This is a genomic window from Limnothrix sp. HT2024, from assembly GCF_059138625.1.
Map to the genome: position 1 here is coordinate 2,734,507 of NZ_CM181121.1, position 21,768 is coordinate 2,756,274.

General features: G+C 52.2%; 19 protein-coding genes and 3 pseudogenes. 13 read left to right on the top strand and 9 right to left on the bottom strand.

The window, feature by feature from the left end; translation table 11 throughout:
- Positions 1–299 precede the first annotated feature (299 nt).
- From AC2IAX_RS10950 to cysC, 3 genes are all read left to right on the top strand, one after another.
- On the top strand, positions 300–2,735 hold the full coding sequence (locus AC2IAX_RS10950; protein ID WP_494387535.1) for a transglycosylase domain-containing protein: 2,436 nt from the start codon (positions 300–302) through the stop codon (positions 2,733–2,735).
- A 46-nt stretch (positions 2,736–2,781) separates the two neighbouring features.
- Positions 2,782–3,069 carry a photosystem II assembly protein Psb35 gene (gene psb35, locus AC2IAX_RS10955; RefSeq protein WP_494387536.1) on the top strand — a complete coding sequence of 96 codons (288 nt, stop codon included), beginning with the start codon at positions 2,782–2,784 and terminating at the stop codon, positions 3,067–3,069.
- A gap of 230 nt (positions 3,070–3,299) precedes the next feature.
- The gene (gene cysC / locus AC2IAX_RS10960; protein WP_494387537.1) at positions 3,300–3,833 is read left to right on the top strand and encodes an adenylyl-sulfate kinase; all 534 of its coding nucleotides are present in this window, start codon (positions 3,300–3,302) and stop codon (positions 3,831–3,833) included.
- Between the two features lie 39 nt (positions 3,834–3,872).
- Here cysC and AC2IAX_RS10965 read toward each other — a convergent pair whose 3' ends face one another.
- On the bottom strand, positions 3,873–4,793 hold the full coding sequence (locus AC2IAX_RS10965) for a PhzF family phenazine biosynthesis protein (RefSeq protein WP_494387538.1): 921 nt from the start codon (positions 4,791–4,793) through the stop codon (positions 3,873–3,875).
- Between the two features lie 421 nt (positions 4,794–5,214).
- On the opposite strand from AC2IAX_RS10965, the gene chrA reads away from it, so the two are divergent.
- The 3 genes from chrA (at position 5,215) to AC2IAX_RS10980 (ending at position 8,770) form a co-directional block, all read left to right on the top strand.
- On the top strand, positions 5,215–6,459 hold the full coding sequence (chrA, locus tag AC2IAX_RS10970) for a chromate efflux transporter (protein WP_494387539.1): 1,245 nt from the start codon (positions 5,215–5,217) through the stop codon (positions 6,457–6,459).
- Between the two features lie 101 nt (positions 6,460–6,560).
- Positions 6,561–7,514 carry a glycosyltransferase family 2 protein gene (locus tag AC2IAX_RS10975; protein ID WP_494387540.1) on the top strand — a complete coding sequence of 318 codons (954 nt, stop codon included), beginning with the start codon at positions 6,561–6,563 and terminating at the stop codon, positions 7,512–7,514.
- 317 nt (positions 7,515–7,831) lie between these two features.
- Positions 7,832–8,770 (top strand): glycosyltransferase family 2 protein, encoded by a 939-nt coding sequence (locus AC2IAX_RS10980; protein ID WP_494387541.1) that lies wholly within the window; start codon positions 7,832–7,834, stop codon positions 8,768–8,770.
- Between the two features lie 140 nt (positions 8,771–8,910).
- On the opposite strand, the gene AC2IAX_RS10985 is transcribed toward AC2IAX_RS10980, so the two are convergent.
- The gene (locus AC2IAX_RS10985) at positions 8,911–9,495 is read right to left on the bottom strand and encodes a Crp/Fnr family transcriptional regulator (protein WP_494387542.1); all 585 of its coding nucleotides are present in this window, start codon (positions 9,493–9,495) and stop codon (positions 8,911–8,913) included.
- A 190-nt stretch (positions 9,496–9,685) separates the two neighbouring features.
- Here AC2IAX_RS10985 and AC2IAX_RS10990 point away from each other — a divergent pair, with 190 nt between their 5' ends.
- A complete protein-coding gene (locus AC2IAX_RS10990) occupies positions 9,686–10,360 on the top strand; it encodes a Uma2 family endonuclease (RefSeq protein ID WP_494387543.1) in 675 nt (224 codons plus the stop codon).
- A 23-nt stretch (positions 10,361–10,383) separates the two neighbouring features.
- On the opposite strand, the gene AC2IAX_RS10995 is transcribed toward AC2IAX_RS10990, so the two are convergent.
- Positions 10,384–12,087 carry a DUF262 domain-containing protein gene (locus AC2IAX_RS10995; protein ID WP_494387544.1) on the bottom strand — a complete coding sequence of 568 codons (1,704 nt, stop codon included), beginning with the start codon at positions 12,085–12,087 and terminating at the stop codon, positions 10,384–10,386.
- Between the two features lie 134 nt (positions 12,088–12,221).
- Positions 12,222–12,608: a winged helix-turn-helix transcriptional regulator gene (locus AC2IAX_RS11000; protein ID WP_494387545.1), complete on the bottom strand. Its 387-nt coding sequence runs from the start codon at positions 12,606–12,608 to the stop codon at positions 12,222–12,224.
- Positions 12,609–12,751: 143 nt separating this feature from the next.
- Here AC2IAX_RS11000 and AC2IAX_RS11005 point away from each other — a divergent pair, with 143 nt between their 5' ends.
- Positions 12,752–13,345, top strand: coding sequence for a flavodoxin family protein (locus AC2IAX_RS11005; protein WP_494387546.1), 594 nt, complete (start codon positions 12,752–12,754; stop codon positions 13,343–13,345).
- Between the two features lie 205 nt (positions 13,346–13,550).
- On the opposite strand, the gene AC2IAX_RS11010 is transcribed toward AC2IAX_RS11005, so the two are convergent.
- The gene (locus AC2IAX_RS11010; RefSeq protein ID WP_494387547.1) at positions 13,551–14,480 is read right to left on the bottom strand and encodes a prephenate dehydratase; all 930 of its coding nucleotides are present in this window, start codon (positions 14,478–14,480) and stop codon (positions 13,551–13,553) included.
- Between the two features lie 478 nt (positions 14,481–14,958).
- Here AC2IAX_RS11010 and AC2IAX_RS11015 point away from each other — a divergent pair.
- The 3 genes and pseudogenes from AC2IAX_RS11015 to AC2IAX_RS11025 all read left to right on the top strand — a co-directional run.
- A pseudogene (locus AC2IAX_RS11015) lies at positions 14,959–15,195 on the top strand (IS1/IS1595 family N-terminal zinc-binding domain-containing protein); the annotation flags it as partial.
- 310 nt (positions 15,196–15,505) lie between these two features.
- Positions 15,506–15,922 carry an SH3 domain-containing protein gene (locus AC2IAX_RS11020; protein WP_494387548.1) on the top strand — a complete coding sequence of 139 codons (417 nt, stop codon included), beginning with the start codon at positions 15,506–15,508 and terminating at the stop codon, positions 15,920–15,922.
- Between the two features lie 53 nt (positions 15,923–15,975).
- A complete protein-coding gene (locus AC2IAX_RS11025) occupies positions 15,976–16,392 on the top strand; it encodes an SH3 domain-containing protein (RefSeq protein ID WP_494387549.1) in 417 nt (138 codons plus the stop codon).
- A gap of 503 nt (positions 16,393–16,895) precedes the next feature.
- Here AC2IAX_RS11025 and AC2IAX_RS11030 read toward each other — a convergent pair.
- The gene (locus AC2IAX_RS11030) at positions 16,896–17,318 is read right to left on the bottom strand and encodes a hypothetical protein (RefSeq protein WP_494387550.1); all 423 of its coding nucleotides are present in this window, start codon (positions 17,316–17,318) and stop codon (positions 16,896–16,898) included.
- 135 nt (positions 17,319–17,453) lie between these two features.
- A protein-coding gene (locus tag AC2IAX_RS11035; protein ID WP_494387551.1) for an IS630 family transposase occupies positions 17,454–18,396 on the bottom strand; the annotation gives its coding sequence in 2 pieces (ribosomal slippage) (positions 17,454–18,057 and positions 18,056–18,396; 945 coding nt in all).
- Positions 18,397–18,682: 286 nt separating this feature from the next.
- On the opposite strand from AC2IAX_RS11035, the gene AC2IAX_RS11040 reads away from it, so the two are divergent.
- Positions 18,683–19,207 carry a DUF1993 domain-containing protein gene (locus tag AC2IAX_RS11040; RefSeq protein ID WP_494387552.1) on the top strand — a complete coding sequence of 175 codons (525 nt, stop codon included), beginning with the start codon at positions 18,683–18,685 and terminating at the stop codon, positions 19,205–19,207.
- Between the two features lie 125 nt (positions 19,208–19,332).
- Positions 19,333–20,787: a dihydrolipoyl dehydrogenase gene (lpdA, locus tag AC2IAX_RS11045; RefSeq protein ID WP_494387553.1), complete on the top strand. Its 1,455-nt coding sequence runs from the start codon at positions 19,333–19,335 to the stop codon at positions 20,785–20,787.
- 110 nt (positions 20,788–20,897) lie between these two features.
- Here lpdA and AC2IAX_RS11050 read toward each other — a convergent pair.
- Positions 20,898–21,212, bottom strand: a pseudogene (locus AC2IAX_RS11050) (SAM-dependent methyltransferase); the annotation flags it as partial.
- Positions 21,182–21,376, bottom strand: a pseudogene (locus tag AC2IAX_RS11055) (precorrin-8X methylmutase); the annotation flags it as partial. The pseudogenes AC2IAX_RS11050 and AC2IAX_RS11055, both read right to left, overlap by 31 nt.
- Positions 21,377–21,768 lie beyond the last annotated feature (392 nt).

Below are 21,768 nucleotides of genomic sequence, written 5' to 3' on the forward strand. Positions count from 1 at the left end.
TGGTCAGCATGACGCTGTTCTAGGCAATTGCTTCGATTTGCCAAAGACCGTTCCAGGCGATCGCCCCGAATCCAAACCTTCATTGGCGCGATGCAGATTTTGCAATTTATACAGAGGCAAGCAACAGAGGCAAATATTACCCAACGACTTTTACGCTCTAAATCAGCCCAAAGTTAGACTTCATCAGTCATTGAGCAACTTTTTTCCTCAGACTTCGTTGGGGTCATGTTAAGTTATTTGCCAACCGGCGGGCCGCATTCTCTCCTCCTGCACCGACGGGCCAGCAACGAGGAAAAGCTGTGAGTCAATCAGATTCGGGATTTACAGATTTACCACCAGCCCCTAGCCAGGGTGGTGAGGGATCGACAGCGACTCCGGCTGATCCATTGCCAACGCTGCCACCAACGGTTGCCACACCACAACGGGCAGCCTTCCCTTGGCCCCGGTGGCTGCGTTGGCCCTCCCGATCGACCCGCCACCCCTCCGATGGCCGTCCCCGCTCCTTTGGTAAATATTGGGGAATCCTGATTGGGATCAGTTTTTTAGGTGGCAGCACTGCCCTCGGCTGGGCCGGCTGGCGTTCCGTCAAAGCCTTTGAAGATACCCTGCCTTCTGCCCAGGATGTCTTCACGTTTTCCCGAGATGGCACGGTCACGATTATTGCTGCCGATGGCACGATTTTGCAGCAACAGGGGCCCGCAACCCGGGAAAAAACGCCCCTAAAGCGAATTCCCAAAAAGCTGCTCCAGGCATTTATGGCCGCTGAAGATCGGCGGTTTTATGAGCATGACGGGGTTGATGCGATCGGGATTTTGCGCGCTTCCTGGACCAACCTGCTCGCGGGAGAGGTGGTGGAAGGTGGCAGCACCATCACCCAACAGCTAGCACGGATTGTTTTCTTGAACCAAGAGCGCAGCGCCACCCGCAAACTGCGAGAAGCGCTGTTGGCGGCCAAAATGGAGCGATCGCTCACCAAAGACCAGATCGCCGAAAGCTACCTCAATTTGGTCTATCTCGGTTCAGGAGCCTATGGGGTTTCCGATGCCGCTTGGGTTTATTTTGGCAAAAGCCTCGATCGCCTCACCCTGGCGGAAATGGCAACCCTGGCCTGTTTGGCTCCCGCTCCGAGCTATTTTTCGCCCCTGGTCAACCCGGAAATTACCCAAGAGCGCCGAAATATCGTGCTCGATCGAATGGTGGTGGCCGGTTTCCTGAGTGCGGCCGAAGCGGACGCAGCCCAAAACGAGCCAATTGCCCTCAACCAAAAAATTCCGCGCCGCCTGATCGTCACGGCCCCACACTTCACGTCCTATATCCTGCAAGAGCTGCCCAAACACCTGCCCCCGGAAGTGATTGAGCGCGGCGGCCTAACCGTTGAAACCACCCTCCGCCCCGACTGGCAAACAGTCGCCACCCGCGCGGTGCAAGAGGCTGTTCAAAAACGCGGTCGATATCAACGATTTTCCCAGGGGGCTTTGGTGGCGATCGACCCGCGCACCGGAGAAATTCGGGCCATGGTAGGCAGCGGAGACACCAATTTCACCGCCAACCAATTCAACCGCGTCACCCAAGCCAAACGGCAGCCCGGCTCCACCTTCAAAACCTTTGTCTACAGCGCCGCCATCCAAGCGGGGATGTCTCCCTATGCGGGTTATGCGGACGAACCCTATCGCATTGGGGGATACGAACCCAAAAACTTTAGCGGTAAGTTCTCCGGTTGGCAGTCGGCCACTGCGGCCCTGACCAAATCGGTGAACATTATTGCCCTGAAGGTGATGCTGGATGTGGGACGGGAAAACGTGATTGACCTGGCCCGCAAGATGGGCATTCAGTCAGAACTCAAGCCCACCTACTCCTTGGCTCTGGGGGCTTCGGAGGTGAATTTGCTGGAGCTGACGGCGGCCTATGGCACATTGGCCGCCAAGGGTAAACATTTCCCCACCTACGGCATTCGGCGGATTCGCGATCGCCGAGGTCAGGTGATCTATGAAAACAAAACGAACCCCGTCGTGGCCTTGAATACCAACGATGCGGCGATCATCAACTGGATGTTGCAGCAGGTGGTGAATGACGGGACTGGGGCCCCCGCAGCCCTGGAAGGTCGCCCGGTGGCGGGTAAAACCGGCACATCGGATAAGGCGCGGGATCTTTGGTTCATTGGTTTCATTCCGCAATTGGTGACCGGTGTTTGGTTGGGAAATGACAATAACCAACCCACCTATGGAGCCAGTGCGGCGGCGGCCGCCACTTGGCACGACTTCATGAAAGAGGCCGTGAAGGGGTTCAAGGTGGAAACCTTTGACAAGCTGCCGAACCTGTCTGGCCGTCGCTTCCGACCCAAGAAACGGGCCGATCGTGGTTCTCGGGAAGGCCAAGCCGCTTCCGAGGACGATCTGAAGCGTCGTCAACGGGAGGAGCGCGAAGAAGAACCCCGGAGCGGCAGTTCATCGGAGCGTTCCCCTCAACCCCGGAGCGGTGAAGCGCGATCGGGACGTGGCGAAGAGAGCCGTGGCGAGGGTGAGCGCCGTTCCCCGCGTTCCAGTGCCCCAAGTCCAGCGACGGCCCCAGCCCGCTCTGGATCTTCGGAACCGGCGGCCCCGGTTCGTTCCGCACCCGTTGCCCCGCCGCCGCCGCCCGTTGCACCCCCACCCCCGGTTGCCCCGCCGCCGCCACCGGTTGCACCCCCACCACCCGTCGCACCCCCCACCACCAGCGACGGCGGTGGTAGCCCTTAGGGTATTGTTGTGTTTGGATAGTGGTTTGTAACTTTTTGTAATCCTTATGGACACCGCCCTGTTGTTTGGCCATTCCTTGCCGACGTTGTTTGGCTCGTTGGTGACCTCCCAGTTGCTGGCACTGCCCGGCGTGAGCCAGGGTTTTCCTTGGGCGTTTGTGGCGGTTTATGTTGTGGGGTTCATTGCGGCGGTGTCGATCGGGTCGATCGCCTGGTATAACTCCAAGCGTCCGGCGGGCTGGGAAGGCAGAGACCGGCCCGACTTTGTGCCCGACCTGAAGCCAACAGACAAGGAAGGAGCCACCAATTCGCAAGATTCGTCCACGGCTGATTGAGCTTCCCGATCGGGGTGGGCCGCTGCTGTGTGGCTGTGTGGATCCGCCCCTGGGGGCCTAGCTAGGCGGTTGCTGAGCTGGGAGCTGGGGATCAGCGGTGCGGTATTACCTTGCCCGTCTTCTAGGGACTTTGTTGGCCTCAAGTTTCATTTTGAGACGCATTTTTGACGCACTGAGACGCATTTTTAAAGCAGTTTGGTATGGAATCTTCAACGGCAAGCCCAACTTCGATGATCGGCGCAACCATTTGGTTAACGGGGTTGAGCGGTGCGGGCAAAACCACGATCGGGCAGGCCGTGGCCGAGGCCCTCAAGGCCCGAGGGCAGCGAGTGGAAATTCTGGATGGCGACCTGGTGCGGCAACACCTGAGCAAGGGTCTGGGGTTCAGCAAAGAAGATCGCGATGAAAATATCCGGCGCATTGGCTTTGTAGCTCATCTGCTGACGCGGAATGGGGTGTTTGTGGTCGCTTCCGCCATCTCGCCCTATCGCGCCATTCGCCAAGAGGTGCGATCGATGATTGGGCAGTTTGTGGAAGTTTATGTCAACGCCCCCTTGGCGGTTTGTGAATCGCGGGATGTGAAGGGCCTCTATGCCAAGGCGCGGGCGGGCTTGATTCGAGGCTTCACGGGCATTGATGATCCCTACGAAGCGCCGGAGCAACCGGAGGTGGAATGCCGCACCGATCGGGACTCCCTAGCGGATTGCACGGCACAGGTGTTGGCCGCGCTCGATCGCCTGGGTTATCTGCCCAGCCAGGACTAGGCAGACAGGACTAGGTAGCCAAGATTAAGCCAGACCGAATTAGGCGCGATACATTACCCCTTCCGAAATCAACACTGAGCTGCCCCCCACGCGCACCTCGGTGACCTCCCCTTGGGCGATTCGCACCGTCACGGTTAATGTGCTGGGCCGCTGAATCGCGGCTCCCTGGGCAATGGTCCAAGACGGTTCGCCGTCAGGGAACGATCGCCCCTGAACCAAATAGCCCCCCAAGGCCGCTGCCGCTGAGCCGGTGGCGGGATCCTCTGCAATGCCCAAGGCCGGAGCAAACATCCGCACCGTCAGGGAGCGATCGCCCGTTAACCCCGTCACCAAATACAACTGGGGGGCTACCGTGGACGCAAAGGTTTCTTCCCAGGGGCCGATTTGCAACCGGGCCCGGTTCAGGGCCGCCAAGTCGCGCAGGGGAATCACCGTGAAGGGCAAGCCACAGGAAGCCGTAGCCGGTTCCCAGCCCGGCACGGTCAAATCGGCCGCCGTTAGCCCGATCGCCCGAGCCATGGCCGCGCGATCGCCCTGCCAGGGTTCCACTACCGGCAATTGGGCCACGGTTAACTCACTGGCGATCGGTTGTCCCGCCCGCGATCGCACCGTCACGGGCACGGGCCCCACCCCTTCCTCAAAAATCAAGCGAGTGTGATCACCTGTGAGGCTAATTTCGCCAATTTTCGCCAAAACATAGCCCGTGCCCACCGTGGGATGGCCTGCAAAGGGAATTTCACCCCCTGGCGTAAAAATGCGCAGCCGTCGAGTGCCCTGGGGGGTTTCTGGCGGCAAAACAAACACCGTCTCCGACAGGTTCAGCTCCCGGGCGATCGCCTGCATTCGTTGATCGCTCAGGCCGCTGGCCTGCGGGAACACCGCCAGGGGATTGCCGCCAAAGGCTTGGGTTGTAAACACATCAGCCGTGTAAAAGCGATCGCCGATCGGGGAAAGGGTCATGGTCAAAGTCTCCAGCTTGCCAACACCACCGCCTGAGAGGATGTCTGAAAAGCCAAAATTGCTACTCTGTACGCCCCAGAGATCGATGTAGACAAGGGGCTTAAGCCCCTTCTACGACAATTAATCTTCAGTCCATATTGAAAGATACTTCTCAGACATCCTCTGAGCCAATGGAAATCATTCGTTTGCAATTGCAATTAACTGTTTGTAATCATCCGTTGATTGACCCGATCGAATTGAAACGTTGCGGTGTGATTTTGCAGTGCCATTGCGCCCAATCAACCCATTTAGCCTACGATCCCTGACTGCCCAAACTGCCCGAGTGCTCATCAAGGGCAATGTTGGCCAGAATACCTAGGTTCGATCGCCCCGTCCGTTAGGCTGCTGGGATGTGATGGTTTTGATGGAGTTTGCTTGGCCCATGACTGCTGCATCGCCCACCCCTTCCTTGCCCGATCGACTGCGGGAACTGGCCCACCTCTTTCTCACCTTGGGCGTGACCGGGTTCGGCGGCCCTCAGGCGCACATGGCGCTCATGAACGAAGCCGTGGTGGTGCAGCGAGGTTGGCTGACGGCGGAAGAATTCACCGAAGGCATTGCTGTTTGCGAAATGTTGCCCGGCCCCGCCTCCACCCAACTCGGCATCTACATCGGCTATTGCCGCGCCGGTTGGCTCGGGGCCCTGTTGGCGGGCCTCTGCTTCATTGCCCCCGCTTGGGTGATGGTGGTGGCTTTGGCTTGGGCCTACTTTCGCTATGGGGCATTACCGGCTGTTTCGGCCTTGTTTTTGGGCATTTCCCCGGCCGTGGTGGCTATTGTCTTGACCTTTTGTTGGAAATTGGGGCGCAAGGTCTTGCTGGGAGGCGATCGCCCTTGGATCCGTTGGGCGATCGCCCTTGGAGCTTTTGGGCTGCTGCGGTTCAGCACCTGGGGAGTCTTGTGGGCCTTTGTCTTGGCGGGGCTAGCCGGGTTGGTGCTGTTTGGGCCGCGCCGCTCCGCCTTGGGGGCGATCGGCCCTTGGGGCATCTTGCTGCCCACCTTTGTTGCCACCTTGCCGCCGGAATCCCTGACCGTTGCCAGCTTTTGGGGTTGGGAACGCATCCACACCTACAGCCCCGAACTGATCAGCACGTTCTTGCGGGCGGGAACCCTGGTCTTTGGCGGTGGGCTAACGATCGTGCCCTTGCTGGAGTTGGAAGTGGTGCAGCGGTTGGGCTGGTTGACCCGTTCCGAGTTCTTGCATGGCGTGGCGATCGGGCAGGTCACCCCCGGCCCCGTCCTGCTCACCGTCGCCTTTGTGGGCTACAAAGTGGCCGGTGTTCTTGGGGCCCTAACCGCCACCGTCGCGGTTTTTTTGCCCTCCTTTGGCTTTGTGGGATTGGCTGCACCTCTGTTGCGGCGATCGCGCCATAATCCTTGGGTACGCGCCTTCTTACAGGGGATCACACCCGCCGTGCTCGGGGCAATTTTGGCGGTTACTCTGCCTTTGGTGCAGGCGGCTCTCCAAATCGATCGGGGGTTGGCTTGGCTGTCGGCGGCCACCGGAGCGCTCTTGATTTTGGGAATCGTGGGCCTGTTGCGATGGCGGTTGGCGGCTTGGCAGGTGTTGGCCTGCGGGGCAATTGCAGGGGTGTTGTTGGGATGGGTTCCCGGCGCGATCGGCTAAGGCAGCCCCTTGATCCAGTCCCAAGAAACCTGAACGCCAGGCCAAAGACAGCGTATCCTGAGAGCCGATCCCTGCTGCGCCCTTTAGGCTTTTGTCCTGCCATGAACCCGCGCTACTCGCTGATTGTGCCCATTTTCAACGAAGAGGAAACGATCGCAGAGTTATATCGGCGCGTGGTGGCCGTGGGCGAGCAATTGGATGGGCCCTTTGAGCTGGTGTTAATTAATGACGGCAGCCGCGATCGATCCCTGGCCATGATCCGCGAGCTGCAAGCCCAAGATTCTCGGGTTTGCTATCTCTCCTTAGCCCGCAATTTCGGCCACCAAATCGCCGTCACAGCCGGTTTAAACTTCTGCCGAGGCCAAGTGGTGGTGATTCTGGATGCGGACTTGCAAGACCCCCCGGAACTGATTTTTGAAATGCTCGACCAATGGCGATCGGGCTATCAAGTGGTCTACGCCCAGCGGGTTTCCCGCCAGAAAGAAACCTGGTTCAAACGGTTTACCGCCTATGGGTTCTATCGATTGCTCAAACAACTGGCCGATATTGAAATTCCCACCGACACGGGGGATTTTTGTCTGCTCGATCGCGCCGTGGTGGACTTGCTCAACGCCATGCCCGAACGCAATCGCTATATCCGCGGCCTCCGATCGTGGGTGGGTTTTCGACAAACCGCCGTGCACTTTCACCGGGATCCACGCTTTGCCGGAGAGGTGAAATATACCTTCCGCAAGTCGCTGCGGCTGGCGATCGATGGGTTAGTGTCCTTCTCCAAAGCGCCCCTGCGGCTGTCGGTTTACCTGGGGTTGCTCTCCGCCGCGATCGCCCTGGTCATGGCCGCCATGGTGTTCTACTGGCGCATTTCCCAACCCCAATCCCCCGTCACAGGCTTTGCCGCGATCGCGATCGCCATCTTCTTCCTCGGAGCCGTCCAGCTCGTCAGCATTGGCATTTTGGGGGAATATGTGGGGCGCATTTATGAAGAAGTCAAAGGCCGCCCTCTCTACACCCTGTCAGAAATCATCGGGTTCGATCGCCCCTCAAAATCCAGTTAAATCCCAATCCAATCGCCCCGCAGAACCACGCTACCGCCCGATCGCCCAGCCTTTTCCAAAAGAAGGCACTTTTTTCTTTAAAATCCATCCTTGTCAAAATTATCAATTTCAAAGTTATCAATAAGAACACATTTCCCAAGATAATTCTCAGAGGATGTCTGAGAATTATCTTTCAACACGGGCTGAAGATTAATTGTCATAGGAACAAGGGGCTTGAGCATCTTGTCTACATCAATCTCTGGGGCGTACAGAGTAGCAATTTTGGCTTTTCAGACATCCTCTCAGATACTCTCTAGCGGTTCGACAGGATAAACACCGTGAAACCTCGCTACTCGATTGTGATTCCAATTTTTAATGAAGCAGCAACAATTTTGGAATTATGGCAACAACTCCGCGCCACCCTTGATCAATTAGCAGATCCCGCCGAAATTATTTTTGTAGATGACGGTAGTGTTGATCAGTCCGCCAAGATTGTGCAGGATTTGATCGATCGCGATTCCGAAGTTCGCCTCTTGCAGCTCTCTCGAAATTTTGGTCATCAATGCGCCCTCGCCGCCGGAATTGATCACGCCCAAGGGGATGCGGTGATTTTGATGGATGGTGATTTACAAGATTCGCCCAGTGCCATTTTATCCTTCGTGGAACAGTGGCAAGCGGGCTATGATGTGGTTTATGCCATTCGTCGTAAACGCAAAGAATTTATCCTCAAACGCATTGCCTTTCGATTGTTTTATCGCCTCTTAAATTATCTATCTGGGTTAACCTTGCCCCTTGATGCTGGAATTTTCTCGCTCATGGATCGCAAAGTGGCGGCGGCTCTGCGATCCATGCCCGAGCGTAATCGCTATCTCAGCGGACTGCGGGCCTATGCCGGGTTTCGGCAAACGGGAGTTGTTGTAGAACGGGGGCCCCGCTTCAGTGGCGAACCTCGGGTTACTATCAGCAAGTTGTTTAAATTAGCCTTTGATGGCATCTTTTCATTTTCCGTCATTCCCCTGCGAATCACGGTCTATGTGGGTTTGTTTTGCGCCCTGATTGCCTTTGCTTTAGGTTTGATTGGTCTCTATTTCAAATTTGTGTTGGGTCACAGTTTTTTAGATTGGGCCTATGGTTTGACCACAACCTTTTTTATGGGCGGTATTCAATTGGTTTTTTTGGGAATTCTAGGAGAATATATTGGTCGAATCTATGACGAAGTAAAACAGCGGCCCTATTACTTAGTCAGCAATCGGCTGGGATTTCGAGATTCAGCTTAATTTTCCTAGCTCACTTCCCCAAAACTTGCAATGAATCATGTCTGGGAATCATGGCCAGAAATTGGTCATCAATCCCTAGGCCTCCCACCAATCATGATTTGCCGGTTGCCTCTGGGTGCTATTGCGCGATCGATGGGGAACTAGATTTCGTAGTGCCATGTTCGATCGGGGCATAACACAATTCGATGGAGCGATCGGGTGACTAATCCTTGGCGTTCCAACTGCCCAAAGGCGCGGGTGATGGTGACTCGGGTGGCTCCCAGGAGGTCAGCAAAATCCTGATGGGTCAGTCGCAAGTCAATCTCGCGACCATTTTGGGTGTTGCGGCCGAAATGTTGCCCCAGCCAATCCAACAGTTTCAGAAGCATCATTTCAACGCGCCGATAGCTGCGGATGGCTAGCAGTTCCTCGGTGCGTTGGCTGCGGCGTAACAGGTCTAAAGGGTTGGGGGCCCATTGGCCGATCGGCACAGACCGCACCTTCACATCCGTCAGGCACTCAGCGTGATGGTGAGCCACGTTGGAGAGGGGCGCGCCCACCCAGTCGCCGGGCCCCCACAGTCCCAAAGTGACCAAGGATTCGTCATCTAACCAAGCCAAGGTGCGCACCACGCCGGATTCAATTTGCCACAGGCGATCGGACGCGAGGGGCAAGGGCGATCGCCGCAAAAACAGGCGGGTTCCTTTGGACAGAAGAGGATGATGGAGGGAAGCAACAGCGGTCATGGCTAATCTGACGGCTTAATAAGCCGGTTTTCCGATCGACTAACCGTAGTTTAGCCGATTGGGGCCAAATAGCCATCAATGGCCATCAACCAATGGTCATCAACTGCTGATTAGCCCTGTTGACCGGTTGCGATCAAACCGTCTCGCTACACTGGAAACAGTCACCGCCCGATCGCTGGGGGACGCTCCCATGACCCTTGCCACAACGCCACCACCAGCCACCATTACAGATCCGCCGCTGGATCAATGGTTGCCCGCCACCTGGGACGAATTCCTCGCGATCGCCAACGACCCTGCCGCCCCACCCGATCGCCGCAGCTACTACTACAACGGCCGGATGCGCTTTGAGATGACACCTTTAGGCCATGACCACGCTCGCCAAAACCTGCCGCCCACCGATATTGTGGCGTTCTATGCCCTGGTACGGCAGATGCGAGTGGTTCGCTACTTGAATGTGAGCTTGCGGAAAACCGGCGTTCAAGAATGCCAGCCCGATTTGTCGGTCTATGTGGGCGATCGCCCTGAGTGGCCACCCAAGGGCAATGAGCCGATCGACCTCGATCGGTTTGGGCCGCCGGACTTGGTGGTGGAAGTGGGAGCCAGCAGCTTCAACGACGATCTCGGCCCCAAACGCTTGCTCTACGAACAGTTGGGCGTGCGGGAATATTGGGTGATCAACGCCAATGAGCGCCAGGTGATTGCCTTTGCGATCGCCGATCGGGGCAGCCGGGCGATCGAGGAATCCCAGGTGTTGCCGGGGCTGTCAATGGCGATCGTCGCGGAAGCTCTGGAACGCACCGATCGCAACGACGACGCGGACACAATCCGTTGGCTGATGGAACAATTCCAGGCGATCGAGTCCTAGAACCTGTTGCTCAATGGGCCATGCTAGGTCGCAAAGTCCGATCGCCAGATATGCACCGCTCGCTTGGCCAGTTGTTTTTGTCGATTAGCCAGCGCATTCGGAGTCCATTCTTCAGCCAAAATCCCTTGCGTCAATTGATAACCACTAGTGGCATAAGTTTCCCGTTTAACCACATAAGGCTGATTGCCAATTTGGCGATTGAGATTGGGTTCCAAAGGGGTTAAATTGCCCAGTCGGTACACCATGTCAATCATTTGAGCATCGGTGAAATTGTCTTGCCAATCCTGATCCGGTGATTCGGGCAAAATATGCTCGATCGAAAAACTCTCTTCAATAATCTCTTGATTCGCTGCATCATTTTCGAGTTTCCACAGCATATAACGAGCCAACTTTTTCTGTTGTCCCCGAGTAGAAACCGTTAGCAGCTCAAAATCTTGTGAAAATTTCTCATCCGAAACATAAACTGATCGCAATTGTTCAAAGACTTGTTTAGGAGTTGTAATTTCTGAGCTTTGAATCGCGATCGCCACTTGGTTATATAGCTTTTCTAGTTCACTGGGATTCAACCCACAAACCACCGTATATCGAAATGACAACACACTAATCAGCTTCAATAATCGCGTGAAGTCCGCATCAGAAAACTGACTATGAGCCGCAAAAAGAATCGGGTAAGCTTGCTTCACCCGGAACAGCTCTAATTCTCGAATGTAGGTACGATTCGCAGGCGTTTCGCGCCAAAAATCATCCTGAGCATTGCCAAGAGCAACAAATAGGCTGCTATAGCGTTCAAGCTGATCTAGTAGGTCAAAGGCTTGTTGAGAATCCTGAACTGATTCTCGAACTGCTTTAAAGAGGCGTTCACGTTTAACCCAGGGTCGCTGGAGACTGAGATAGTAGCGCAGAAACTCAGGAATATTTTCCATCTGCACTGTATTGGCAATCACGCGCCAGCGCCGCTGGCCTTCATTCAAGTCATCTGGGCCTCGAAAAAGGGAGAATAAATAATTTTTGAGTAAATCTGTAGAACTCAGTTCTATGCCTCTAGCATTTAGAGTCTCAAATACAGTGTAGGCGTTTAATTCATCTTGGACGTTGATTTGAATAAACAAAAGTCTTTGAACAATGATTTTAGTCAGAAATTCTGCCAAATTTTCACCGCTATAGACAATACCCTTTAGCTGTGTCAATTGGCTTGAAAAATACTGAAAAGCTTTCCAAAGTAATTGGTTGGATTGAGAGACTGAGCGAAGATTCCAAGGCTCTCTTAAATTAATTAAATTACTCTGGTAAAAATCATTATTATTTTCATTTAAAAAAAGTTTACTCGAATAGTGAAGAGAAATAGGATCTCGATTACCTAGATAAGTTTGTCTCAAAATTTCTTGTCGTTCGTGATTAGCTATCGCTTGCTGATTTTGTTTAACTAGGACTTGGATCTTTTCAATCACAGCGATTGCAATGATACTGATCGTTGCAATTCTTTGTTGACCATCAATAATGGTGAATTCTTGGTCAGAGGTACTGGAAGTTTGCAGAACGATCGCCCCCATGTAGTGGCTGGCTGCGGGATCGTCATATAATCCTAGAATGTCTTGCCAAAGATCTTCCCAGTTTTCTTCAGTCCAAGAATAATCGCGCTGAAAAATTGGAACTCGGTAAATCTTCCCATTGCCCATTAAATCCCCGAAAGTTGCAGTTCGAGTATCTAGCAGATTAATCCGAGCCATGGATCAAAATTAGATTAGAAATGAATAACTCATGCCTGTTTCTGAAATTATAGGGCTTTACAAACTTGGTAAAATCATCGCCTGTTGTACCCAACTTGCGCGATCGCTAACCGGGGCAGTCGAGCGATCGATTCCTAGGGATAGTCAACGACAATCGCGCCGGTCTCGGAGTTGGGGTTCAGCGGGCTGATCGCGCCATCACCATACCAGCGCTGGGCCAAGTCACCGAGTAGATCCAACACCTGCACCAGTTCCGAACCCCGATCGGTCAGGCCATAGGTAACTTGGGGCGGCACGGTCGCTTCGTAGTGACGATAAATTAGCCCCTCACGCTCCAGCAGCCGCAGCCGTTCCGTGAGCACTTTGGTGGAAATGCCCTCCACTTGTCGCTTCAAGGCTCCAAAGCGGATCGGGCCCTCCGTGGCTACCACCCACAGCAGGTAGAGCGTCCAGGGGCCGGACAAGATATCCATCAAAAAGCTGACGGGGCAGCGCTTCACTTCTTTGGAGGGGCGAGGCATGGGCAGACACTTCCAGACTCAATTTTGGGCGCAAAAAGGAAGCTAGTTACTTTTAGGTTCCTACTTTACTTTAGTGGGTAGCGACTTCTAGGATCAGCATTACGGGCCGAGGCCGCTCGTTTCCAGTCCGTATTGAGGTTTTTATGACGACGATCTCAGTGGTCTACTTTTCGGGATCCGGGCACACCCATCTGATGGCGGAGGCCGTGGCGCGGGGAGCTAGCCAAGTAGACGGTGTGACGGCCGAGTTGCTGCGGATTACGGGGGCGCAAATTACCGAGGGCCGTTGGAAAGATCCGGAGATGCTGGATGCTTTGACCCGATCAGATGCGATCGTGTTTGGGTCGCCCACTTATATGGGCGGCGTGGCGGCCCAGTTCAAGGCGTTTGTGGATGCGGCCAGCTCAGCTTGGTTTGCCCAACAGTGGAAGGACAAGATCGCTGGCGGGTTCACCCACTCGGCTTCCCCCAGTGGTGATAAGCAGGGCACGTTGCTGTACATGGCGATTAATGCGGCCCAGCACGGCATGATTTGGGTGGGGGCTGCCGAAATGCCCAGCCAGTATGCGGGGAAGGATGATGGTATCAACCGTCTCGGGTCGTTTTTGGGCGTGATGGGTCAAAGCGATTTGAATCCCAATGGTGGTGAAGCGATCGTTCACCCGGGCGATCGACTGACGGCGGAAAAGTACGGTCAGCGGATTGCCATGATCGCCCAGCGCCATCGCGGCAGCTAGGGCAAGCTAGGGCAAGCTATCTAATTCATCGAAAAGGAATGAACAGGGGCGATCGGCTGGGACAAAGCGATCGCCCTGTCAATTTCTGGTGAATTGGGGGCAATCGCACTCTGCTTGTTTTGCGACTTGCGATGTTTCTTGGTCATGTAAGTCTAAAGAATAACGATCCATGAGAATTTTTGATGATAATCAAACTGTATTACGCTCATAATATATCAACTGCTTTAGATAAAGGTTGTACTTGCGAAAAATTCAATGTATCTATAGAAAAACTTGGAAAAGAGCCAATCATTCGCGCTCCTCTTCCACGCATGATTGAAAAATTCTTCCTTCGAATTGTCTTATAAACAAACGATATGTTTTCGTCATTTTTATGTCCTTCGCATTCAATAAAGAAAGCATATCGCCAATTCCCATAATTGCTCTGGGAAGGAATGATCTGAGGTTTGAGCCAGGTTATGTTGACATTGTTATCTGCGAACAAGTTTAACAATGTTCGCAGTGTGCCTGCTCTTGACTCAATTTCAACCAAGAAAACCGTCTTATTTTTTTGTGCTGGTCTTGGTGGTTTGTCAATAGAAAATACCCAAAATCTAGTGCAATTATTAGGATGATCATGAAAATTTGGCATGAGAATTGGGATCTCGTACTTGTTCGCAGCAACTATTGATCCAATAGCAGCATATTGCGGACTAGAGCTAGCCATTTCCACAGCACTACTTGTGCTTTGCATTGGAGAACGAACGTACCTGATACCATAAATCTTTTCTAGGCGATCAATATTCTTCCTGCATTGTGAAATAGCTGCCTCATGAGAAAAAATATGTGTAATTTTGCTCATGTCAGTTGCTCGTGTAATCAAATTCAGTTTAACTGGCAAGTATAATTCTCCAGTAATTTGAACATCTGCTGTGTAATATAAAGCATCAAATGTAGATTCAATAAAGCCATGAACAATATTTTCAGCAGCTAGAATTCCATAATTACAACCGCCTTCTCGGTTTTGGAGCTTGACTTTTTTGGGAATTAAATGAGCCGGAGTATTAATTAAAGTAACATCATTACCAAAATACTCAATTGCTGCCTGATGAGTAAAAGATCCTTCTGGTCCAAGGTAAGCTACTGTTTTATTCATTGACTTTTCTGGCTTTGCTTCATGTGTTGACTTTTAGTTAAAGCCATCTCAATCATATGAGATAGCTTTAATAGCCGTCAAGAAAATCAGCGCTTGGAGATCTCCTCTACCTCCTATGTAGTTTGAGTTTAGTGTGTTTTTAGAATTTCTATGAAATTAAGCTCTATAGACAGTGCCTGTGAAGTGGCGGTTCCTATCGCAAGACGCTTATTTGGTAAGACTTTTATTCGTGCATCATCACTGAATTATAGTATTACTATTTCACACAATAAAAGCTATTATTTTTTAATCTCACTTAATCATTGAATTGTCGAAATTTCTAAAATTGTAAGGATTTATGAATGAATCCGGCAAAACGATCGCCCGTGGGATCTACCTGGTCGTAATAGCGCACAGTCGGTCGGTGTGATCGCGAAGCATTTCTAATCCGGTGAGGTAATGATGCTAATCTGGCAACAGTAATCTATAACTCCAGTTCATGCCTGCTTGCCCTCAATGCCAATCCAGCCACACGGTCAAAAATGGTCGCATCCACAACGGCAAGCAACGCTTCAAATGCAAAGCCTGTGGCCGACAGTTCATTGAGCACCCCACTCAGAAACGCGTCACACCCGAGCAGATTGCGCTCATTGATCGTCTGCTCCTAGAGCGCCTCTCCCAGGCAGCCATTGCGCGGGTCGCGCAGGTTTCCGAATCCTGGATTGAATCTTATGTGGCGGTTGCAGGTGGTCGCACTCTGCGAACTAAGAAACCAGATTGATAAATTACATGGCAATCATTAAGTCATGCATTGCGTTAGCGGATCTGTTGTTTGGTTTGGCGAACCCTGTCTTTTTACCATCACGAAGCAACGAGCTAGCAGTTGATTGATCACCACAATTTCCCATGGTCGATCGCTTGATAACTCATCATCACCTCACAGGCGCTATCCTCTCCAGTTTCTTTTTAAGGGAATCTTAAATAAGTTCTTATTTTCAAAAATTGAATAAGTGATATGATTCAACCATCTGCCCTCAACGAACCCCATGAAGCTTTTCTGGATTTTCGGTTCATTGCTGCTTCCGTTGGCGCTTGCCCCGATCGCCCAAGCAGAAACACCTCGATCGGATGACATGCAGCTAGCTCTGACTGACCCGCTACAGAATCTCTGCATTGTCACTAATATCCAGCAAGGCCAACTGGCTGTCCGCAATAGCCCTGGCGGTCAATCTCGTGCAGGACTAGACAATGATAATTTGGTCGAAGTTTATCAACAACAAGGAAATTGGTCTTGTGTGCGAGTTTTGAGCGGCCCCAATCAACGAGTTGTTGGGATTGAAGGCTGGGTGAATAGCAACTATCTCAATTGCGAAAACATTGGTTGCTATCGTGCTTGTGATCAAGTCATTCAACTGCGAAATCGCGTGAATGCGCGCACTCGCCCTGGGATGTGTAGCCGCTAATCAATCTACCTGCACCACCACTAACGCTAGATATCTCCAGAATTGTAAAACTCATGAATTTCAAGCATGTTATTCTCGCAATTCCGATGACGCTTCTTGGCCCGAGTGCTTTGGCAACAACTAGCCTGAATACTCCCCCGCTGTCTCGCCAGACCCTAATTGCACAACTCGAAACTTGTCGTGTTGATCGCTTGCGTAGTGGTCAGCTAGCTGTGCGTAATAGTCCTGGCGGTCAAGCCAGGGCAGGGCTAGACAATGGAGACATCATTGAAATCTACAAGCAACAAGGCAACTGGGCTTGTGTACGTGTCATTCGCCCTGCTGGCGATCGGCTGCGTGGAATTGAGGGCTGGGTTAATAGTAACTACGTCAATTGTGACCAGGGCTTTAACCACGTAATCTGGGAAATGATTCAATCCGATAGTCAGGACATTGCCCGTCGTGTCCCACGCGGTATTTGTAGTCGTTAAGTGCTACAACTCTGGGGATTATTCTTATCTATTTAAGAACAATCCCCAGAGTTTACTGAAGATAAGAAACCATGAATGATTTGGAACTATACATCCGGGCCATCAACATCTGGCCCACAGTATAGGTAATTTGAGTTAACCCAACCTTGCAATCCTAGCAACTGCATGTTGTTGTTATTAATCATTACTACACGGACGTAGTACCAAATCCCTTGTTGTCGAATGTATTGAACAGTCATCCCGTTGTCCAAACCAGCCCGAGCATTACCATTTGGACTGGTACGAAGTGCTAACTGACCGCGCTGTATATTGGTTACCACACAGTAAGTTGCAGAACTATACAGGTGATTTGTGTCTTCTGAGGTATGACGAGGTAGAGACTGCAAGCTAGCGCTATACGCTGGGATTGAACCCATTACCGAGACGAAAGACAATACCCCTGGCAAAATTCCAGCAAACCAATTATTAGACATTAGTTCCTGATTCTGATGATTTTGATGTTGTTAACGACAGTCAGGGTTATTTTTGCATGATTGACCAATTGGATCAGAAAGACCCATGTTTTGAAATCCCTGCATGCAAACTCTACCTTCATCAATTCCAGTAACTTGGTGTGACAAAGACGAAAAGCTGACGGCGATGGGTGAGCAGTCAAAGGCATCATTTTTCCAGTAAAGAGAATAAAGATCAAGTCCTAATGGATATTCACCCATCTCTTCACGAACTACATCATTGAGAATCGTGTCTGGCTTTCTACCTAAGATTTGAACTACATCCTGAAAAGACATTCCTGTTCTAATTCTAGAAGCTTGATCTGAAGTGGCCAAAAGCAGAGGCGTGCTGAGTCGAATGCTTGCGTTGCTGGCATGACTAGTTTCCGGATTGGATGTGAGTCCCAAGATTATTACAATCAATGATGCAAACAATGAAAAGACTCTCATCTATTCACCTTCTCTATTGAATTTCAATTTAATTATAGGCTAGTCAACTGCAAAGTACTGTCATGATGGAAATTTAAACTTCCAGCACTACTACTCGTACTACAGCCCTTACCGCAATTACTAGGTACAATAACAACATTTAGTAAACCAGTTTTTCAGGCACTGTAAATCTACCAGTCGGGCTGCCAATCTAGTTAATTGTTCCAACACTTCTATGGTTTCTGTTCTAAATTTCCACAAAAAGATTTTTAACTGTGACCACATCATTTCTATAGGGTTAAAATCTGGTGAATACACTGGCAGATATTCTACTGTTGCTCCTACTGCTTCTATCATTTCTTTCACCTCTGGACGATGATGAGAGTTTAAGTTGTCCATGATAACCACATCACCCGCTTTTAACTGCGGTGCCAAGTTTACTTTAACAAACTCTAGAAAATCTTCCTTTTTCATTGAGCCTTTCAATCCTTTTATTGTGACAACTCCTGATCGCCTGATCGCACTAATGACTGTCATCTTTTTACCGTAATAGGGCTTCTGGGTTTCATAAGCCTTCATTCCTTTTTTAGCTCTGGCCATGGGGCGATTCATCCCAACCCAAAAACCGCTTTCGTCAATAAAGACAAGCTTTTCAGCTTCCACTTTCAAAATTCTCTGCCAGTAGCTCACGCGCTCGGCTTGTACTTCCGCCGTGATTACTTTTTCGCTCCTGTATGTTTTTTTTGAGGCTGATGTCATGTTGCTTTAAAAATCGATCCATCATGCTTGTGTTAGAACTGACACCCAATTTTTCTTGCACTGCTTCGCAATACTCTCGCAATGTAAAATCAGGATTGGTCTCTACAATTTCTAAGATGGCTTCTTCATGCTGAGATAAGATGCTCACTCGCTTCGTGCCACACTTCTTAGGTACTAAGCTTCCAGTTGAACGATATAGGTTTAGAAGCCGCCTGACGGTATCTGGACTAATCGAAAACTGTTTTGCCACTTTCCGAATTGAAGTGTCTCCCTTTTCGTAGGCTTCTACAATCTTTCGGCGCAAGTCCAGAGAATAACGACCCATGAGTTTTCCTGACGATAACTCAACTACACTTATAATTATGCCGTGCCAATCGTTCTAGGTAAAGGCTGTATCTCGTAGGGGTGCTATATCATCCCCAAAATAATCATTCCTTCTTTCTGAATGCGATCGCATCGCTTGGGTTATGGCTTGTGGATGGGCAACTTAGATCCTGCGGGCTATCACTGCCACGATAGAAACTGAAATTTATAGTTAATATGGTTTTGAAAGAGCGCCTTATCTGTAGCCGCTTAGATTTGAAATCTTTTGCTCTATTGCTTCAAATACCATGGAAAATATCAAAATTAAGCGATTTCAGGCGATTTTTGAATCTCGCCTAGAAACCTTGAGCCATTTACTAGACATTGCCGATTCTCACTTTGCAACCGATCGGGCGGCCCTCTTTCAGCTTCGGCTTGCGCCCGATATGCTGCCCTTTGGCACACAAATCGCCTTTACCTGTAATCAACCGCGTAACTTTGCCCTTTGGTGCGCTGACCAACCCGCTAGCAACTTGAATCCCGAAGTAACCACTCTGGAAACTGCTCGGGATTACATCACCTCCACCCAAGAATCACTCAGCAATATCAACGCCGGAGATGCCAAACTCTCAGAAATTCATCGCATTGACCTAGGAGAAGGCCTCTCGCTGGAGTTGCCAGGATTAGCCTATGTGGATGATTTTTTGATGCCCAATTTCTACTTTCACCTCACCACAACCTATGGCATTTTGCGGATGGCTGGTGCTGCGATCGGGAAGCGGGATTTTATGATGCACCTCGTGCCCTTTGTGAAACGGGATCCCACTGTCTAGCGATCGAGCAACCGATTGGATGCTAAGGCCCTGAGCTAGCCGAGGTGGCCGGGTGGCAATTGCCCGATCGCCCCTTTCGCCGGACAATGGGGACTCTGAGAGCAATCCAAACCCAGGAGGCGGGCGTGACTCAAGCATTCGACTACGACCTATTGATCCTCGGAGCCGGAGTTGGCGGCCATGGCGCAGCCCTGCACGCCGTCGCCTGCGGCCTGAAAACCGCGATCGTGGAAGCGGCCGAAATGGGCGGCACCTGCGTTAATCGGGGTTGCATTCCCTCCAAGGCTCTGCTGGCAGCGTCCGGCCGGGTGCGCGATCTCCGCAATGCGGCGCACCTGAAGGCCATGGGAATTCAAGTGGGCGGTGTGCAGTTCGATCGCCAGGCGATCGCCGACCACGCCACCAACCTGGTGGGCAAAATCCAAGGCGACCTGACCAACAGCCTGAAGCGGATTGGCGTAGACATCATCCAAGGCTGGGGCAAGCTGCTGGCTCCCCAAAAGGTGGAAGTGAACACCGCCGACGGCAACCGCACGATCACCAAAACGATCAGCGCCCGCAACGTGTTGATTTCTACCGGGTCTGTGCCCTTTGTGCCACCGGGGATCGAGCTGGATGGCAAAACGGTCTTCACCAGCGATGAAGCGGTGCGGCTGGAATCCGTGCCCCAGTGGGTGGCGATCATCGGCAGCGGCTACATCGGTTTGGAATTTTCCGATGTGTACACCGCTTTGGGTGCGGAAGTGACGATGATCGAAGCGCTCGATCAACTGATGCCTGGGTTTGACCCGGATATCGCCAAGGTGGCCAAGCGGACGCTGATCGATCAGCGCGACATCGAAACCTATACCGGCGTGTTTGCCACCAAGATCACCCCCGGCGCGCCCGTGACGATCGAACTCACCGACGCGAAAACCAAGGAAGTGGTAGACGTGCTGGAAGTCGATGCTTGCTTGGTGGCCACGGGTCGCCGCCCCGCCACGGCGAATATCGGTTTGGAGAATGTGGGCGTGGAAACCAACCGCCCCGGCTTCATTCCCGTCAACGGCAAGATGCAGGTGCTGAAGGATGGCGAACCCGTGCCGCATTTGTGGGCGATCGGGGATGCAACGGGGCAAATGATGTTGGCCCACGCGGCTTCGGCCCAGGGCGTGGTGGTGGTGGAAAACATCTGCGGGCGCGATCGGGAAGTGGACTACCGCAGCATTCCCGCCGCCGCCTTTACCCACCCCGAAATTAGCTTCGTGGGTTTGACCGAACCCCAAGCCAAGGAACTGGGCGAGGCGGAAGGCTTCAGCGTGGGCACCACCCGCACCTACTTCAAGGGCAACTCCAAGGCGATCGCCGAGGGCGAAGGCGACGGCCTGGCCAAGGTGATTTTCCGCAAGGACACGGGCGAAGTGTTGGGCGCGCATGTGTTTGGCATCCATGCTTCGGACTTGATCCAAGAGGTGGCCACGGCGATCGCCCAGCGCAGTTCCGTGAAGGATCTGGCCTTTGTGGTACATGCGCACCCGACCCTCTCGGAAGTGATCGACGAAGCCTACAAACGGGCCGAGCGGGAACTGGCTGAGGTCTAGGACTCGTTTCGCCTGAGATCCGGAGGGGGCGACAATGACCACAGACAAGGGGCTTCAGCCCCTTGCCCCCTTCCAACAGAGCAAGGAATTGGGAGATTTGAGGCTAGCCCTTAGGCTCCCGGCTGGCTGCGGCTGAGAATCAAAATCGGCGACCAGTAGGGCACGGCGGCCGGGTTTACCTGGTCGATCGCCCGGATTTGTTGTTCCGGTAGCGTTGCCCGTTCGATGTAGAGCGATCGCTCCGTCAGCACCAACTCATTGAGCACCGATCGCACCTTCTCGAAATGCCGCCCCAGTTTGATAATCACCGCCGCATCGGTCTGGGCCAGGCGATCGGGCAGGATAGAGCGATCGAGGGGGGCCGGCAAAATGGTCAGCACATCTTGGTGATAGGTCAGGGGCACTTGAGCCATGGCTGCTGCCGCGCGATCGCACTGCCGCCCCATCGTCCATGCAGCGTGATAAACGTTACGCCCCGGGAGTCGGCCGCCAATCCCGCCTTGGACTCTGCCGCCCCTACAAATCCCACCGGGAAACCCAAAATCAGCACCGGTTTTGGCCAACCCGCATCCAACAATTCCAGCAACTGCATTCCAGGTCAACAGCAATTTTGTAAACCCATGGGCAAATCCCGACGGTAGCCGGTTCAAGACCAGCCCAAAAGAGCATGGATCAGATGATTGAAGCGGCTCGCAGCAGTACTTAATTTTAGGTGTTAATTAATACCTAAAATAAGTAATTGATTCCGTAGTTCCCTAGGCGATGAGAAGATCAGCAAAAGCAATAAAACCTGATACAGACTGAGATGAATCCATGCCTTTGGGTTACCTGCTGGGGTCGATCGGGCAAATCCAATTTGACCCTCATTGGAGACTTCTGATTAGACTGAAGCAGTTGCTAAAAATTACTGAAGAAAAGATGCAACGGATGGTAAATGCTCCCCATGTTGGAGTAGGGATCCTGTGGCTGCTCATCTCAATT

Excerpts from the sequence above, each read along its gene's own strand:
- psb35 (WP_494387536.1), top strand. The coding sequence starts at position 2,782 with ATGGACACCGCCCTGTTGTTTGGCCATTCCTTGCCGACGTTGTTTGGC.
- cysC (WP_494387537.1), top strand. The coding sequence starts at position 3,300 with ATGATCGGCGCAACCATTTGGTTAACGGGGTTGAGCGGTGCGGGCAAA.
- AC2IAX_RS10965 (WP_494387538.1), bottom strand. The coding sequence starts at position 4,793 with ATGACCCTTTCCCCGATCGGCGATCGCTTTTACACGGCTGATGTGTTT.
- chrA (WP_494387539.1), top strand. The coding sequence starts at position 5,215 with ATGACTGCTGCATCGCCCACCCCTTCCTTGCCCGATCGACTGCGGGAA.
- AC2IAX_RS10975 (WP_494387540.1), top strand. The coding sequence starts at position 6,561 with ATGAACCCGCGCTACTCGCTGATTGTGCCCATTTTCAACGAAGAGGAA.
- AC2IAX_RS10985 (WP_494387542.1), bottom strand. The coding sequence starts at position 9,495 with ATGACCGCTGTTGCTTCCCTCCATCATCCTCTTCTGTCCAAAGGAACC.
- AC2IAX_RS10990 (WP_494387543.1), top strand. The coding sequence starts at position 9,686 with ATGACCCTTGCCACAACGCCACCACCAGCCACCATTACAGATCCGCCG.
- AC2IAX_RS10995 (WP_494387544.1), bottom strand. The coding sequence starts at position 12,087 with ATGGCTCGGATTAATCTGCTAGATACTCGAACTGCAACTTTCGGGGAT.
- AC2IAX_RS11000 (WP_494387545.1), bottom strand. The coding sequence starts at position 12,608 with ATGCCTCGCCCCTCCAAAGAAGTGAAGCGCTGCCCCGTCAGCTTTTTG.
- AC2IAX_RS11005 (WP_494387546.1), top strand. The coding sequence starts at position 12,752 with ATGACGACGATCTCAGTGGTCTACTTTTCGGGATCCGGGCACACCCAT.
- AC2IAX_RS11010 (WP_494387547.1), bottom strand. The coding sequence starts at position 14,480 with ATGAATAAAACAGTAGCTTACCTTGGACCAGAAGGATCTTTTACTCAT.
- AC2IAX_RS11020 (WP_494387548.1), top strand. The coding sequence starts at position 15,506 with ATGAAGCTTTTCTGGATTTTCGGTTCATTGCTGCTTCCGTTGGCGCTT.
- AC2IAX_RS11025 (WP_494387549.1), top strand. The coding sequence starts at position 15,976 with ATGAATTTCAAGCATGTTATTCTCGCAATTCCGATGACGCTTCTTGGC.
- AC2IAX_RS11040 (WP_494387552.1), top strand. The coding sequence starts at position 18,683 with ATGGAAAATATCAAAATTAAGCGATTTCAGGCGATTTTTGAATCTCGC.